Origin of the sequence: Flavobacterium silvisoli, assembly GCF_004329815.1 — a bacterium.
Taxonomy (GTDB): Bacteria; Bacteroidota; Bacteroidia; order Flavobacteriales; family Flavobacteriaceae; genus Flavobacterium; species Flavobacterium silvisoli.
This window is the reverse complement of sequence record NZ_SJPE01000001.1, coordinates 172,855-191,310: the sequence shown is the minus strand read 5'-3', so window position 1 is coordinate 191,310 and position 18,456 is coordinate 172,855. Positions and strand designations below refer to the sequence as shown.

At 40.4% G+C, this 18,456-nt stretch carries 7 protein-coding genes; 2 read left to right on the top strand and 5 right to left on the bottom strand.

Annotated features, from left to right (window positions below):
- Position 1: 1 nt before the first annotated feature.
- The 4 genes from ileS to gdhA form a co-directional block, all read right to left on the bottom strand.
- The gene (ileS, locus tag EZL74_RS00755; RefSeq protein WP_131474675.1) at positions 2–3,403 is read right to left on the bottom strand and encodes an isoleucine--tRNA ligase; all 3,402 of its coding nucleotides are present in this window, start codon (positions 3,401–3,403) and stop codon (positions 2–4) included.
- 94 nt (positions 3,404–3,497) lie between these two features.
- Positions 3,498–4,211 carry a DNA repair protein RecO gene (gene recO / locus EZL74_RS00750; protein WP_131474674.1) on the bottom strand — a complete coding sequence of 238 codons (714 nt, stop codon included), beginning with the start codon at positions 4,209–4,211 and terminating at the stop codon, positions 3,498–3,500.
- Between the two features lie 63 nt (positions 4,212–4,274).
- Positions 4,275–6,569, bottom strand: a complete 2,295-nt coding sequence (gene porZ, locus EZL74_RS00745) for a type IX secretion system anionic LPS delivery protein PorZ (RefSeq protein WP_131474673.1) — start codon at positions 6,567–6,569, stop codon at positions 4,275–4,277.
- Between the two features lie 125 nt (positions 6,570–6,694).
- Positions 6,695–8,038: an NADP-specific glutamate dehydrogenase gene (gene gdhA, locus EZL74_RS00740; RefSeq protein ID WP_131474672.1), complete on the bottom strand. Its 1,344-nt coding sequence runs from the start codon at positions 8,036–8,038 to the stop codon at positions 6,695–6,697.
- Between the two features lie 265 nt (positions 8,039–8,303).
- On the opposite strand from gdhA, the gene EZL74_RS00735 reads away from it, so the two are divergent.
- Entirely contained in the window at positions 8,304–9,086 is a 783-nt protein-coding gene (locus EZL74_RS00735) for a THC0290_0291 family protein (RefSeq protein WP_131474671.1), read from the top strand.
- Positions 9,087–9,095: 9 nt separating this feature from the next.
- Here the strand turns inward: EZL74_RS00735 and hflX are convergent, their stop codons facing one another.
- Positions 9,096–10,316, bottom strand: a complete 1,221-nt coding sequence (gene hflX / locus EZL74_RS00730) for a GTPase HflX (RefSeq protein ID WP_131474670.1) — start codon at positions 10,314–10,316, stop codon at positions 9,096–9,098.
- Between the two features lie 188 nt (positions 10,317–10,504).
- Here hflX and EZL74_RS00725 point away from each other — a divergent pair, with 188 nt between their 5' ends.
- Positions 10,505–18,451: a choice-of-anchor J domain-containing protein gene (locus EZL74_RS00725; RefSeq protein WP_131474669.1), complete on the top strand. Its 7,947-nt coding sequence runs from the start codon at positions 10,505–10,507 to the stop codon at positions 18,449–18,451.
- The last annotated feature ends 5 nt before the right edge of the window (positions 18,452–18,456 follow it).

The following is an 18,456-nucleotide window of genomic DNA, read 5'->3' as shown; positions in this document are numbered from 1 at the left end:
ATTATTTAGAAATTAATATTCTTGTTTTTATCTCGTCAAATTCTATTTCAGAACCATTCGGAATTTCATTTTCCAAGACCAAATCTTCAGTCAATGTTTCCGATTTGATGTAGTTTTCGTTCTCTTGAATTGCTTTGGCTAATACAGGGTTGTGCTGTAATTGAACTTTAATTTTATCGGTAACTTCAAATCCGCTGTCTTTTCTAATATTCTGAATTCGATTTACCAGTTCTCTCGCAATACCTTCATTTTTCAATTCTTCGGTAAGGGTAATATCTAACGCAACAGTAATACCATTGGCATTGGCTACCAACCATCCCGGAATATCCTGAGACGAAATTTCAACATCTTCTAATGATAAAATTATACTTTTTCCTGAAATAACAAGCGTCAGCTCACCTTTGGTATCCAGTTCGTTGATTTGTTCAGGAGTTAAATTTTGTATCTCTTTGGAAATCAATCCCATGTCTTTGCCGAATCTAGGACCTAAGGCTTTAAAGTTGGGCTTAATCTGCTTCACTAAAACACCGGATGCATCGTCTAAAAGTTCAATTTCTTTGACGTTTACTTCGGCTTTTATCAGGTCGGAAACCGCCTCAATTTCAGCACGCTGATGGTCGTCAAGTACTGGTATCAGTACCTTTTGCAACGGTTGGCGTACTTTTATCATTTCCTTTTTGCGAAGCGATAAAACCAGTGAAGAAACCGTTTGGGCTTTCATCATTTTGCTCTCTAACGATTTATCAACAAAGTTTTCAACCGAAACCGGGAATTTCGCCAGGTGAATGCTGCTAAAATCCTCGCTTCCAGTGGCGTTGACTAAATCTCTGTACAAGTTATCCATAAAGAACGGAGCAATAGGTGCCGATAATTTCGCTACGTTTAACAAACAAGTATACAAAGTTTGATACGCTGCAATTTTATCAGTGCCGTATTCGCCTTTCCAGAATCTTCTTCGGCACAAACGCACGTACCAGTTGCTCAAATTCTCCTGAACAAAATCAGAAATTGCACGAGCGGCTTTGGTTGGTTCGTAATCAGCGTAAGCTTCGTCAACTATCTTAATTAAGGTATGCAGTTCGGATAAAATCCAACGGTCAATTTCCGGTCTTTCGGCCAGTGGTACTTCTGCTTCAGCATATTTAAAACCGTCAATATTGGCATACAAAGCAAAGAATGAATAGGTGTTGTATAAGGTTCCGAAGAATTTACGTCTTACTTCGGCCACGCCTTCGATATCAAATTTTAAGTTGTCCCATGGATTCGCATTGGCAATCATGTACCAACGGGTCGCATCCGGGCCGTATTCTTTGAGTGTTTCAAACGGATCAACGGCGTTGCCCAAACGTTTGGACATTTTTTGGCCGTTTTTGTCGAGAACCAAACCGTTTGATACTACATTTTTATAAGCAATTTTGTCGAAAACTAAGGTGCTGATAGCGTGTAGTGTATAAAACCAACCACGGGTTTGGTCAACCCCTTCGGCAATGAAATCGGCCGGAAAGTCTTTGTTTTGGTCAATTTTGTCTTTATTTTCAAACGGGTAATGCCACTGCGCATACGGCATGGCACCACTATCGAACCAAACATCTATCAAATCACTTTCGCGCTTCATTGGTTTTCCTGATGGGGAAATAAGTGTGATGTTATCGACTACATTTTTGTGTAAATCCACCAAATCATAGTTTTCCTCACTCATGTTTCCAATCTCAAAACCTTGGAACGGATTGGTAGTTTCTACACCGGCGGTAATCGCTTTTTCAATTTCGTTATAGAGTTCTTCTACCGAACCGATAATCATTTCTTCCTGCTTGTCTTCGGTGCGCCAAATTGGCAACGGAATCCCCCAGTATCTGGAGCGGGACAGGTTCCAGTCGTTGGCGTTTTTCAGCCAGTTCCCAAAACGGCCTTCGCCGGTGGCTTTGGGTTTCCAGTTGATGGTTTCGTTTAGGTCAAACATGCGTTCTTTAACATCAGTCACTTTGATGAACCAGGAATCTAGCGGATAATATAACAACGGTTCGTCGGTACGCCAGCTGTGTGGGTAACTGTGCACGTATTTCTCAACTTTGAACGCTTTGTTTTCTTCTTTTAATTGGATGGCAATTTCTACATCTACCGAACGCTCCGGTGCGGTTCCTGCATCGTAATATTCATTCTTCACATACTTACCTGATAAATCACCCAAACCTTGAATGAATTTACCTTGCAAATCTACCAAAGGAACAGGATTGCCATTGGCATCCAAAACCAACATGGGCGGTACTTCAGGAGTCGCTTCTTTGGCTACTTTGGCATCATCGGCCCCAAACGTCGGCGCGGTGTGCACAATACCCGTTCCGTCCTCAGTAGTAACAAAGTCACCTGCAATTACCCTAAAGGCATTCTCGGGATTTTGATACGGTAAAGCCAATGGCATCAATTGCTCGTAACGAATGTCAACCAAATCTTTTCCTTTGCATTCGGTTAGGATTTGGTAGGGGATTTTTTTGTCTTCGGCTTTGTAGTTCGTGAAATCGTCATCGTTTTCGGCCACAAAGTATTTGCCGGCGAATTGTTTTCCAACTAAGTTTTTAGCTAATATCACATTAACCGGTTCGAACGTATATTGGTTAAAGGTTTTTACCAAAACATACTCAATTTTTGGTCCGACGGTCAAAGCGGTATTACTTGGCAACGTCCATGGCGTAGTCGTCCAGGCCAACATGTGAATATCACCTAATCCCTGAAGGAAACTTGGCAACGTTTCCGGTTTTGTTTTGAATTGTGCCACCACTGTTGTATCAGTCACATCGCGATAACTTCCCGGTTGGTTGACTTCGTGCGAAGACAAACCTGTTCCGGCTTTTGGTGAATATGGCTGGATGGTGTAGCCTTTGTACAACAAGCCTTTGTCGTAGATTTGCTTCAACAACCACCAAACCGATTCCATGTATTTGGATTTGTAGGTTACGTATGGATCTTCCATATCTACCCAATACCCCATTTTTTCGGTTAGGTCATTCCACACGTCAGTATAACGCATCACGGTTCGTTTACACGCTTCGTTGTATTCTTCGATGGAAATGGTTTTTCCGATGTCTTCTTTGGTAATGCCCAATTCTTTCTCGGTGCCCAATTCAACGGGTAAACCGTGCGTATCCCATCCGGCTTTACGTTTTACCTGGAACCCTTTTTGGGTTTTGTAACGACAAAAAATATCTTTAATGGCGCGCGCCATTACGTGGTGAATGCCGGGTAACCCATTAGCAGAAGGAGGGCCTTCAAAAAACACATACGGGGTAGCTCCTTCACGCAGAGTGATGCTTTGTTCAAAGATGTTATTTTTCTTCCAAAAATCAAGAACTTCAGACGCTACGGTTGGCAGGTCAAGTCCTTTGTATTCAGTAAACTTAGTACTCATTTTTGTCGTTTTCTTAAATCAGTCTGCGAAAGTAAGGAATTTTGATAAAAGAGCACAGAAAATAGACAAAAGAGAATGGACTTTTACTTAAAAATTAAGCAAATACCTCTTTTAAAACTTCGAGTGATTTGGGTTTTTTAAATCCGTCGAGGTGACTGGCGTAATAGTCGAGCAGAATTTTAAGCAAAATTTGTCGTTCTATGCCGGCAAATATTTTTTGGTCGGAGTCAAATTTTAAACCAATGAGTCTTTTGAATAAATGGGTTTCGTGTTCGTTCAGACAACTGGTTGATATAGCAGTCGTAAATACACCTTCTTTCAGTTCAAAAAAGGGATTTTCCACAGCGGTAATGTCGGGATAAAAACCAAGAAATTTGGTCATCTCCAGCAGCAGGAGTAAATGAAAATTGGCCGTGTTATCGTGTGTATCGAGCCATTGCAAAGCCGATTCTAAAAAGAGGAACAGGTTTTCGTTTTTTTCTTCTTCGTGTATGCTGTGGTGTAGCATTTCGGAAAGAAAAATAACGATAGTACTCTTGACAATATCCCTTGAAATGGTCTGATAGGCATGCGCCAGTTTGATTTCTTTGAAATGTTCAAGGGTGCCTTTGTTTTTGTGATTGGCTTCTATTTCGAGTAGTGTTAAAGGCTGAAAATAGGCTATTTTCTGATTGGATTTTTTGGTCGAAAATGCGCTGGGCACAAAGTAGCTTTTTACTCCGTCTGACAGTGTCAGGCATTTAACGATCAGGCTTTTTTCCTGATATTTCAGGGAAGAAATGACAATGGCTTTGGTTTTGACTAACATGAGGTAATTACGAATTTGGAATTACGAATTACGAATTAATGGCTCGTAAACATAGCTCGTAATTTATCTGATTATCATCACTTTTTTAACTTTGGTTTCGGTGCCATCTTCTCCGGCAATGAAAATCATGTAAACACCTGAAGCTACTTTATATTTGCCAAAAGCAGTAGTGTCCCATTCAACCGTTCCGCCCTCAGACGTAGTTTCGTATACCAGGTTGCCTTCTATGTCGGTGATTTTGATGTTAGCTTTTGAAATCAACCCGGCAATTTTTACAGTACCGGTAAACCCCGGGCGTACCGGATTGGGATACACATAAGCACCGCTTAAATCATCAGCCGGTCTGGTAGCAGTTCCCTGAAAAGAAACCATACCTTTATCGGTCGCAAAAAACACTTCTCCTGTAGTTGCATTGATGTCGATGTCATTGATGACGTTACTGGGCAGGGGTGAATTGTCTTTGGTGAAGTGATAAAGAGTCTGCTGTCCGTCGGAAGAAAAAAGGAAAACACCTGAATCGGCTGTTCCTATCCATTTCTGATTGGAACCGTTCACCACGATATCGGTTATGAATTGTTCGTACAACAGTTCTTGCGGCAAGCCATCCTCTAAAATAATGATGGCATTGGCTTTCATTTGTTCGTCTGATGTAAAACTGTTGACACTCGGCAGTACTCTCAGCCCTTGACGGGTTCCTATCCAGAGTTGGTTTCTATTGTCAATGGCTATTGCTCTTACGTCTTCTATCGGAAGATTTCCCGAAGTTTCCCCCATGGTTATTTTTTTGAAGATATTTCCGTTTTCATTAAAGGCGACTACACCATCTTTTGAAGTGCAAATCCATTTGGTTCCGCTTTTGTCGATGACCATTCTTCCGAAACGAGCATTAAAATAATTATCTAAAATTGTAGTCATGTCGTAGGACTGCCACTGATTGTTTGTTTTGAGAACTTTTAGGGCGTTTTTGACCAAGCCGTTCGTCATCCATAAGTTTCCGGCTCTGTCGTAAACACTTTGTTCAATTCGGATGTTGGAGTCTTGAGCATCAGTAGGAAATATAGTTTCCAAACCGCTGTTGCTTTTGTTGTACACAGTTACCAATTGGTCGTCTTCAAATTTCAAGAGACCTGCATAATAGGAGCTGACAAAAATTTGCTTTTCGTTGTTTGGATTTACGGTTACTCTGACCAAATCGGGGGAAGCGCTTCCGGAAAGATGTACTTCGCTGTAAGGAATGTTTGTCCATTGATTATTGGCGTATTTGCTAATCCCTAAGTATAAAAAAGGATTTGGGTCATATATTTCAGTGTAGTCACCATATACTGCCCATAAATTGCTTGATGTAGTGTTGATGGAAAAAAGATTGTTTCTTACAGGTCCGTTAGGCATGATAAACTCAAAAGCAAAAGGGTTTGAAAGAGTTGAAGTTAAAATTCCTTTTTCATTGGTGCCTATGTATATGTTGCCGTTAATAGTTGTAGCACAGGTAAATGTCAAGGTTTCGGGTGAAGCCTGAAAGGGTTGTATGTGGGCTATTTGACTCAGAGCCTGATTAAAAATGAAAACATGGTTTTTTGAGGTTACTATAAGTTGGTCTGCATTGGATCTGATGTCTACACCAATTTCACCAACAACGCCTATTTGCTGAAAAAAAGAGCCGTTGTATTTGTAAATTCCGGTGTCCAGATTCAAGCCTATGAGTTGGTTATTAAAAGTAGTGATTCCATTCCAGAATCCGTTATCAAAAACCTGCCATTGTGCAAAATCAATCAAATTCGGGTTGTTGATGGCTGCTTTTCGGATGCCGTTATTTTGTGTAACAGCATAGATGTCATTGTTAAAAATAGTGGTTTGGTACACTTTTATCTCAGCACCGTTGGGTCCTATAAAATAAGTATCGCCAAATTCCAAAGTTGCCAATTTGTATTGCACAATTCCAAAATCACATGAAACATACAACACGCCATTGTATTCCATAAAGTGATTTATTTTCTTGATGTTGGTAGGAATGTTTTTGTTGATGATGTCTACTACATTCAGCATGCTTCCGTCGGCATCATTGACGACAATCATCAAGCCGTCATCGTATCCTACAATGGTTTTGTTGAATGCAACACTGTGGTACATGGCCGAAATGGTTTGTCCGGACAGCCCGTCAACAGTATTGATAGTCTTGATGCTGTTTGTGGTTAAGTTTTTAACAAACAGAGCATTTTCCGCTGCTGCAAAAAGGGCTGTGTTTGATTCGGAAATATCTTTGATTTGATTATATGAAAAGTAGCCTTTCCAATTGAGATTTTGTTGAGCAAAACCAATTTGAACACACAAGAGCAAAAACCAGAAGAAGCATTTTCTCATTAGACATGAATTATACCTGCAAATATAACATAAACGCAAAAAAAAAGCTTTTGGTATTTTTAGGTATAAAAAAATGCCCTCATTGCTGAGGACATTTTTAAGGTTTTGGTTGGTTTTATTTTAGTTTATACGATTCCCTGAGCAAGCATGGCATCGGCTACTTTTACGAAACCGGCAATGTTTGCGCCTTTTACATAATCGGTATATCCAGCGGCATCAGTTCCATATTTTACACAGGCAGCGTGAATGTTGGCCATGATGTCTTTCAAACGTTGGTCTACTTCTTCTGAAGTCCAGCTCAAACGCAAAGAGTTTTGCGACATTTCAAGACCTGAAGTGGCTACCCCTCCGGCGTTAGAGGCTTTACCCGGAGCAAAAAGAATCTTGGCGTGCAAGAAGGCTTCAATAGCCTCCGGTGTTGATGGCATGTTGGCGCCTTCAGATACACACATACATCCGTTAGCGATAAGCATTTTTGCTTCTTCACCGTTTAATTCATTTTGAGTGGCACACGGTAAGGCAATATCACATTTTACTTCCCAAGGGCGTTTTCCGGCTACAAATTTAGCATTCGGATATTTGGCCACGTAATCTGAAATTCTACCGTAGTTTACGTTTTTGATTTCCATGATATGGGCTAATTTTTCAGCATCAATTCCGTCAGCATCGTAAATGTATCCTGAAGAGTCAGAAGCCGTAACAACTTTAGCTCCCAATTGTGTTGCTTTTTGAATTGCATATTGGGCCACGTTTCCTGAACCCGAAACTACCACGGTTTTTCCGGAGAAGCTTTCGCCTTTGGTAGCCAGCATGTTTTGAGCAAAATACACATTCCCGTAACCGGTTGCTTCAGGACGGATCAAAGAACCTCCGAAAGTAATTCCTTTTCCGGTTAATACGCCGGTAAATTCATTGCGCAATCTTTTGTATTGTCCGAACATGTAACCTACTTCTCTTCCGCCTACACCGATATCTCCGGCAGGAACGTCAGTATCTGCTCCGATATGTTTGGCTAATTCGGTCATGAAGGCTTGACAGAATTTCATGATTTCGTTATCTGATTTTCCTTTCGGATCAAAATCAGCTCCTCCTTTTCCACCGCCCATTGGCAATGTGGTTAAACTGTTTTTGAATGTTTGTTCAAAGGCTAAGAATTTAAGGATGCTTAAGTTAACCGAAGGGTGGAAACGGATTCCTCCTTTATAAGGTCCTATAGCTGAGTTCATTTGAATTCGGTAACCGCGATTTACCTGAGTGTTTCCGGCATCGTCTACCCAAGTCACACGGAACATGATTACTCTTTCAGGCTCTACCATTCTTTCCAAAAGCATTTTGTTTTGGTATTTTTTATTTTGTTCAATGAATGGAATTACCGTTTCGGCAACTTCCATAACGGCTTGCATAAATTCCGGCTCGTTGCCATTTCTTTTAGCAACAGATTCGATAAATGCGTTGATACTTTGTGACATAAATTATACTATTAAAATTTTTTAAGAAATCGTTTTCGTAAAATCGAACAAATATACATTTAATTAAAAATGCGCGGTCAAAATTTTTTAAATTCTCAGTAAATTTATGTTTATGTTAAGAAATTTTGCAGGATTCTGAAGTAATTCCACTTATTTAAATCTTTTGTTGCTTTTTTTTACGCATAAATCAACAAATTTTTATTTTATTTTAGAAGTGATTGATGTTTTTATATATTTGTCGAGAATTGAATTTATTAGTATGCAAATGCCCAAGAAATTTATCATAACCCTCTTATTACTATTTGTATTTACAACCAGCACTAATGCTCAGTTTGGTTTTTCTCATGAAATAGGAGCTATTGCCGGTCCGGTTGCTTTTCAGTCGGATTATGGTGAGCGTCATGATTTTGCTACCAATGCCGGAAATACAGGGTATGGTATAGGTATAATTCACTATTTAAATTTCTCATACAAGGCGGAATGTAACTGTTACACTCCCGAAACGTATTTTAATGATCACTTTAAATTGAGAAGTGAGCTTTCATACAATAAAACCAATTTACAGCATTTCGGACAGTGGGTTGACAAAAGCAAGACGTCTTTATTTGCCCAGCAGTTAAGAGCGATGAAAGGGAGTACTGCAGTTACCAATATTGGGATGCAGTTGGAGTTTTTTCCTTTAAGTATCAGAGATTTTACCGCAACTATCGGGTCATTTGCTCCCTTTTTCAGTTTGGGCGGGCAGTTTAGTTTTTACGATCCTGAAGTGCATTCTGATTTAGGACCTATGAATTCGCCAATATCTACGCCCGACAAGTATATGTATGCCACAACAAATCAAGGTGGAACGGTATGGTCGATAGTTTCCAGTATAGGTTGTCGTTACAAATTAACTGAGCTTTCGGATTTGATGTTGGATTTGAGATGGCAATATTACTTTTCCAATTGGGTAGACGGTATGAATCCGGACCCGAAACGATATCCTGAAAACAAAGCCAATGACTGGAATGTTTGGTTGAATTTCGGATATATTTATTATCTCCAATAGTAGAAAGACTTACTCTTCTGTAGCATCCTTGTAATCCGGATATAAAAACTTATTATAAGGAAATCTCGTAATGTGAATTTCTCTTACGGCTTCGTATACTTTTTCTCTGAATTCTTCAAAATTTTCTTTGTTGGTTGCTGAGATGAACAAAGCATTCTTTTCGCCTACAGTGGCCATCCATGTTGCTTTCCATTCTTCTAAGGTGTAGTGTTTGCTGGTTTTTTCGGTAATCAAGTCGTCGGCATCAATAACCAAATGTTTGTAAGCATCAATTTTATTGAAAACCATAATGGTTGGCTTATCATTGCTTTTAATGTCCTGCAAAATTTGGTTAACAGAAGCGATGTGTTCTTCAAAATCAGGGTGTGAAATATCAACAACGTGCAATAGTAAATCGGCTTCGCGTACTTCATCCAGTGTGCTTTTGAAAGATTCGATGAGTTGGGTAGGCAGTTTTCGGATAAATCCAACGGTGTCCGATAATAAAAACGGTAGGTTTTTAATCACGACTTTCCGGACAGTAGTGTCAAGCGTAGCAAACAATTTGTTTTCGACAAAAACTTCACTTTTGCTGATGACATTCATTAAGGTAGATTTTCCCACGTTGGTATACCCAACCAAAGCTACACGAACCATAGCGCCGCGATTACTTCTTTGAACTGACATTTGCCTGTCGATGGTTTTTATTTTGTCTTTTAACAATGCAATTCGGTCACGCACAATTCTTCGGTCGGTTTCAATCTCGGTTTCACCCGGACCACGGAGTCCGATACCTCCTTTTTGTCGTTCCAAGTGGGTCCACATTCCGGATAATCTGGGTAGTAAATATTGGCATTGTGCCAATTCAACCTGGGTTCTGGCATAGGAGGTTTCCGCTCTTTGAGCAAAAATATCCAGAATGAGGTTGGTTCGATCGAGTACTTTACAATCCAGAATTTTAGAAATGTTTTTTTGCTGAGAAGGAGACAACTCATCGTCAAAAATAACGGTCGAGATATTATTTTCTCGGATGTAATGATTTATTTCATCCATTTTCCCGGTACCTAAAAAGGTCTTAGGGTTAGGGCGATCCAGTTTTTGAAAAAAGCGTTTGACAACCTCGCCGCCGGCAGTGTAGGTCAAAAACTCGAGTTCGTCGAGGTATTCTTTCAGCTTGTCTTCATTCTGGTTTTGCGTAACGATACCAACAATTACCGTTCTCTCAAAATTTATGATTTCTTTTTCTAACATTGTTGTTCGATTGATTCGCAAAATTAGGAATTTGAATTTTAAAAAATCATGTAAATGTTATAAGAAATGGATGAATAACGCCGATTATTTTATCAAAAAAAATATAATTCCTGATTTTTTCAGAATTTTTACTAAATTTGGGCTTCATTATCCAAAAAATTATAATCAAACAACTAAATTTTCATTTCATGAAAAAAATTACTTTACTATTACTGTTGTTGTTCGTTTCCTTTAGCGGTTATTCCCAATTATTCCCGGCTGAAGGATTTGAATCAACCGCAGGACCGGAAAACCCGCCTTTAACGGACTGGTATTTGGGAAGCGGAACTTGGGCCGTATTTGACAATGATGCGGCATCAGGAATTACCACAACCAAACGATGGGGTATCAACAGTGTTGCCGCCAACGTTCATCAAGGGCTTAATGCTGCTTTTATGGACAGAGACAACATTGGTGCCGGAAATACCGCAGAGGATTTCTTAGCGACACCTTTAGTTTTTGTGCCAGCCAATGGAGAATTGCACTTTTTTGCCAGAACATTTGCCAGCGGACAACAAGGTACCATTTTCCAAATTAGAGTGGCGCCGGGTACGGCGAACCAAAATGATCCTGCAGCCTATACTACTATTCAAACCTATACTGAAGCTCAGTTGTCGACGGTTTTTAATGAATACGAAGAGAAGGTTGTAAACTTGGGAACTTCTTTTGCAAATCAAAGTATCTATATTGCCTTTGTGCAGGTTTGGACACAGCCTTCTTCTGCGTTGGGTGGAGATCGTTGGTTGTTGGATGACGTAAGCGTGGTTGAGAAATGTTTGGATCCGACAAACTTGACAGTTTCTGGAATTAACTCTTTTGGGGCTACCCTAAACTGGACAAACACCAGTGGGGCTACTTCATGGGAAATCGAAATTGTTCCTGCTTCGGGTACTCCAACAGGAACGGGTATAATATATAATGGATTGCCTCCATATGTTGCCAGTGGTTTACAGCCGAATACTCCTTATAAGTTTTATGTAAGAGCCTTGTGTTCGCAAAGCTCCAGCCAGTGGGTTGGACCTTCAGCAAATTTCACAACTCTTGTGGCTCCTCCGGTTTGTGGAGGAAATTTTGTAGATACCGGCGGAATAGCGGGTAACTACGGTAATAATGCTAATAGTACTACAACGATAAACCCTGTCAATCCGGGTGATGTGGTAACGGTAACTTTTACCTCATTTAATACAGAAGCTAATAATGACGTATTAAAAGTATATAATGGTTCGGTATCTCCGGCCAATTTGATTGGATCTTATTCAGGAACCACTTTGCCACCGGTAATTACATCGAGTGCTGCTAACGGTAGTTTGGTATTTGTGTTTACTTCAAACGCTTCTGTTACTGCAGCCGGTTGGGCTTCGAACATAACGTGTGGACCACCGGTAGCTTGTCCGAAGTTAATCGCTTTGAATACTAGTGCTTTGTCGTCTAACTCAGTTAGTTTGGGATGGACGGCTACGGGTTCTGCTACCACATGGCAGGTTTTGGCTTTGCCGTGTACGGATCCTGCACCAACTGCTACAACTACAGGATGGGTTTCAACAACCAATAATCCTTATAATATTACCGGGCTTACTCCGGGAACTTGTTACAATTTATATGTAAGAAGTGATTGTGCTGCAGACGGACTTGGAGAATGGGCCGGTCCTGTTTCAGTAACAACTCCTGCTGCACCACCTATTTGTGGCGGAAACTATGTTGATGGCGGAGGTTTAACAGGAAACTATGCAAATAACATTACTGCAGCAGCAGGTACCCAGGTTATTACTCCTATCACACCGGGTGATGTGGTAACGGTAACTTTTACTTCTTTCAATACGGAGTTGAATAACGACGTGATGAAAGTATATAACGGTAACAATACGTTACCGGCTAACTTAATCGGAACATTCTCAGGAACCACTTTGCCACCTGTATTTACATCTACAGCAGCGGATGGTAGTCTGACGTTTGTATTTACTTCTAATGCAACAGTTAATGCGGCAGGTTGGGTTGCTAACATTACTTGTGGTCCGCCACCGGCAACTTGTACAGCTCCTATTGCTTTGACCACCTCTGCATTAGTAGCTAATTCAGTTTCTTTGGGATGGACCGCTACTAATAGTGCTACTACATGGCAAGTGATAGCTTTACCATGTGCTGATCCTGCACCAACTGCTTCTACCACAGGTTGGGTAACTGCTACGACTAATCCGTTTACGGTTACAGGTCTTAATGCTACTACTTGTTATAAATTATATGTAAGAACGGATTGTAGCGCTACTTCAGGCGGTGTTAGTTCATGGTCTTTACCAGTTACAATTAATACACCATGTTCATCGTATACCATTCCTTTCCAGGAAGGATTTAATACAGGATCGCCATCAGAGCAATGTTGGACAGTATTGAATGTTAATGGTGATGCTGATGCCTGGGACATGAACTATGCTACGAATCCTTATGAAGGAGATCAGGCAGCTATGTTATACACCGACTTTAATAACGGTGCTAACAACGATTGGTTGATTTCTCCTCAAATTATCTTAACGGGTAACCAAAGATTGAAATTCCACTACCGAGTTCAATCGGCTACAGAGCCTAACGAATTCAGAGTGATGTTGTCTACAAATAACCCTACTCCGGCTGATTTTACGCAGACTTTAGTGCCTTTAACAACGTATAATAACACTGCTTATGTTGAAAAAAGAGTAAACTTGAGTGCTTACACAGGTCCGGTTTACATTGCATGGCAAGTACCACCGGGAACTATTGATGGTTGGAGAGTTTATATTGACAATGTAATTGTTGAAAACCTGCCGTCATGTCCTGAACCTGAATCTGTAGTACAGACGAATGTGTCTTCTAATTCAGTGAGTTTATCATGGACTAATGGAAATACAGAAACGGCTTGGGAAGTACTGGCATTACCTTGTGCTTCACCGGCACCTACAGCTGCTGCTACGGGATATGTTCCTGCCGGTAGTAATCCGTTTGTATTAACCGGCTTAAATCCAAATACTTGTTATGATATCTATGTAAGAGCGGTATGTTCTCCTACAGATAAGAGTATTTGGTCTATTGTTCCTTTAACTGTAAATACATTATGTTTACCGTTTACAGTTCCGTTCCAAGAAGGATTCAACAGTAATTCAACAACTGAATCTTGTTGGACAGTATTGGATGTGAATAACGATGGGGATAAATGGGATATGAATTATGCAACCAATCCTTATGAAGGAGATCAGTGTGCTGTTCTTTATACCGATTTTAATGCCGGTAACAATAACGACTGGTTAATTTCACCACAAATTACATTAAACGGAAATCAAAGATTGCGTTACCGTTACCGTGTACAATCGGCAACAGAACCAAACGATTTCAGAGTTATGTATTCTACCACCGGAACCAGCCCTGCAAGTTTTAACGCTAATCCTCCGCTGGTTGCGCTCACAAGTTACAGTAACACTACTTATGTAGAAAAAATAGTTAACCTAACCGGTATAACAGGAAATACTAATATTGGTTTCCATGTGCCTCAGGGTGGTCTTGATGGATGGAGGTTGTATATTGATAAGTTTGTAGTTGAAAATATTCCAACTTGTTTACCGCCAATCAACCTAACAGTTAGTAACATAGAGGCTACTTCGGCTTTGTTGGGTTGGACCGATACCAATTCACCAACTCCGGCTACACAATGGGAAGTTATTTTTGTTCCTCAGGGAGATCCTGAACCACTGCCTTCAGCGGTTGGTCAGATCGTATCTTTCAATCCGGCACTTATGACCGGGTTAGCACCGGGTACTGCTTATACGTATTATGTAAGAGCGGTATGTTCATCAACCGATAAGAGTGAATGGTCAGTTGGAGCTAACTTCACGACCTTAATTATAAATGACAACTGTTCCGGAGCTGTATTTGCTCCAGTAAACCAATCTCAAATTTGTCAACAAACAACTCCGGGAACCATAAGTGGTGCTACTGCTTCAACGGGTGTTCCTGCAGCATGTATCGGATCAGCCGACGATGATGTTTGGTTCCAATTTGTAGCATCAAACCCATATTTAACAGTTTCGTTATTAAATGTGGTTGGTAGCACAACTAATTTGAATTTTGCGGTTTACTCAGGTCAATGTAACGCGTTAACGCAGGTATATTGTAGTACTGCCAACGCGCTTTATGGAGTTGTAAATGGATTAACACTTGGACAGACTTACTATATCAGAGTATACTCTAATGCGAATACAGCACAAACGGTGAATTTTAATCTTTGTATTTCTACTCCGTCAAGTTGTTTGTCAGCAACTTCTGCTTGTCAGAACTTACAATATCCGAATATTCAAGGGATTACTAATCAGCCGGCAATAGGATGTTTGTCAGATCCTAGAAACCCTAGTTATTATACTATCAACGTTACTCAGACAGGTCCTATTAACTTGCTTTTGACGCAGTCTACCACTCTTGGCGGAACGCCAAATCTTGATGTTGATTACGCGGCTTGGGGTCCATTCACCAGTCAGGGTGCTGCTTGTGCTGCTATAGGGAACCCTCCTACTTTAGCGCCAGGAATTGGTGTGCCGGTAACGACTACTACAGGATGTAGTTTCTCTGCGGCATCAACAGAAACACTTAATATTGCTAATGCGGTTGCTGGGCAAGTTTATGTAATTTTGATTACAAATTATGCGAATACTCCGGGATTCATTAGTTTAACGCAACAAAATGTTAATGCACCGGGAGCGGGTACGTATGAATGTTGTCCGGATGCGTTCTTTAAATATGTTCCTGCTACTTACTGTAAAGGATCGGCTACTAACCCAATTCCGGTTATTGATCAGGGATCTTTAGCGGGTACGTTCTCTGTGGCTCCTACTTCGCCTGCCGGTTTAGTGTTTGCCAATACTGCCACAGGAGAAGTTGACTTGGCTGCGAGTGCACCGGGTATTTATACTATCTTGAATACCGTGGCTGCGAGTACGACCACAAACTGTCCTCAAGCTCAAAGAGGTTACACCATTAAAATTGAAGAGCCTTTGACGGCTACTATTTCATACGGTCCTACCAATTATACTACTTTCTGTAAAAGTATAAATACTTTACAGCCTGTAACAATTACTGGTACAACGGGAGGATCTTTCTCAGTAACTCCAAACGGTGGTTTATATATCAATACTACTACAGGACAAATCAATCCTAGTTTGAGTCAACCGGGTGTTTATACTATCAGTTATGGTATACCAAGTTCTACGTGTACCGGTACTAATCCGTCAACTACGGTTGAAATCTTCGGATTGCCAAACATTCCGAATCAATCGCCGATAACAAGATGTGACAGTTATACTTTACCGGCATTACCGGAAGGAAATTACTATTCAACTTCACAGTTGAGTGGACCAGCTACTGCACCATTGGATATCACGGTTCCAATTACCAGTTCACAAATGGTTTATGCTTACGGAATTACCAGCAATGGATGTCAGTTAGAGAAATCATTTATGGTAACCATTAACAGTGTAGCTACACCAACCTACAACGTGACTCAGTCTTCTTGTACAAGTTCAACAGGAAGTATAACGGTTACGTCACCGGTTTCAACATCAGGAAGTATCCCTACAGATTTGTTTATTTCTGAAGTAACCGATTCCAACTGGGGTTCACTTTCTTATGTAGAATTATTTAATGGTACAAATGCGGCAATTAACTTGTCAACATATTCTATTAAAACGGCTAATAATGGAGGAGCATATTCATTTACATTGCCTTTGAACAATGTTACTTTGGCATCGGGCAGTACATATGTTATTGCTTTGGGTAATGATAGTGCCTGTACTACTCCGGGAGGTAATGGTTCATTAGCGGCTCAAACTAATGCTTCGGGATCTGTTAATTTCACCGCTAACGGACATGACCATATCGCTTTGTTTAAAGGCGCAACACAAATAGACAGTTGGGGTGCTTTTGGATCTAACAACTGGGCTCCGGCCAGTGTAGGTACAGAGGGTGCTGATTTCAGAAGAAAAAATACTGCATCGTCATTACCTAGTACGGTTTACAATAATAGCGACTGGGATGTTTACGATTATTTGGGAAGTGGTTCTAATGCTAATTGTGCCAATAATGATTACTCAAATATTGGGGTTTATTCTTTGACTATTTCAAATTATCAATATAGTTTGGATAATGGACCATTCCAATCAGGAACTACATTCTCTAACCTTGCTGCCGGACCACACGTATTGGTAGTAAAAGATTTATTGACCGGCTGTACTTCGGCACCGATTACCATCAACATTGATGCGCCGGGAAGCGGAACAATTACTTCATTAACTCCGAATACTCCTATCTGTTCAGGTGGTAATGCCGTGTTTGATATAGTTGGTACTCCTAATGCTACTGTGACTTATACTATAAATGGAGGTTCTAATCAAACGGTTGTTTTAGATGCAGCCGGTAATGCTACAGTAACCGTAAATGCAGTTACTGTTGATACTGTTATTTTATTGAATCAAATCAGTACAGCATCGTGTACTGTTGCTGTAAACAATACCGCTACTGTACAAGTACTGTCCAGCGTTGTTTTCGGAACTTTAACGCCAACGACACCGGTATGTTCAGGAGGTGATGCTGTGTTTACTTTGACAGGTACGCCTAATGCTACTGTGACTTATACTATAAATGGAGGGTCTACTCAAACGGTAGTTTTAGATGCTACCGGAAATGGTTCGGTTACCATAACAGGTGTTACAGCAGATACTACTATTTTGTTGAGCGACATTAGTTTAGGTTCTTGCAACACTACGTTGACTGATTCGGCTACAGTTACTGTTTTACCGAATCCGACTTTAGTTTCGTTGACTGCTGCTACACCAATATGTTCAGGAAGTAATGCCGTGTTTACATTGACAGGTACTCCTAATGCTACTGTAACTTACACCATAGACGGTGGTGCTACTCAAACCGTAGTTTTAGATGCCAGCGGAAATGGTTCCGTTACTATAACTGCTGTTACAGCTGACACTACTATGTTGTTAAGCCAAATTGATTTAGCATCATGCAGTACGGTATTAACAAATTCTGCTACAGTAGTAGTTGTGACTAATCCAACTGTAACGACGTTGACTGCAACTACTCCGGTATGTTCAGGAGATAATGCGGTATTTACGTTAACCGGTACAGCTAATACTACTGTGACATACACTATAAATGGCGGCGCTAATCAAACGGTTGTTTTAGATGCCAGCGGAAATGGTTCAGTTACAGTAACCGCTGTTACTGCTGATACAACAATCTTGTTGACTGAAATCAAAATCGGAACTTGTATTACAACATTAAGTAATACAGAGACTGTTACAGTATTGCCTAGACCAGCTTTAGTATCGCTTACATCCATTACTCCTATATGTTCAGGAGGTGATGCAGAGTTTACTCTGGTAGGTACACCTAATGCTACTGTTACATACACTATAAATGGCGGAACCAATCAAACGGTTGTTTTAGATGCCAGCGGAAATGGTTCTGTTACAGAAACCGGTGTTACGGCAGATACCACTATGACATTGAGTCAAATTAGTTTGGCGTCATGTAACACCTCGCTTACTAATTCTGCAACTGTTGTGTTGTCATTACCTGTTCAAATCGTAGTATCAGGAGGTTGTCAAGGACAATTTTATAACTTAACAGCTTCTCCTGTATCTAATTCGTTTGATCCACAAACAGTAACATATGAGTGGTATAACGATTTGGGAATCATGATAGGAACAACTCAAACTATTACAGTAACCCAAGCAGGAGACTATTATGTTGTGATTACCAATGGCGGATGTGCCAGTCAGTCTGCTCCGTTCACTGTAGACTCGACAACTTGTGTAATTCAAAAAGGTATTTCTGCTGATAATGATGGGTTAAATGATAGATTTGACTTGAGTGGATTTAATGTAAAAAGGCTGACTATTTTTAACCGTTACGGGATGAAAGTTTATTCTAAGGCTAACTATACCAAAGAATGGATTGGACAGTCTGATAAAGGTGATGAGCTTCCTGATGGTACTTACTACTATGTAATCGAGCGTACTAGTGGCGAAAATGTTACCGGTTGGATTTACATTAATAGAGCACAATAAATTTG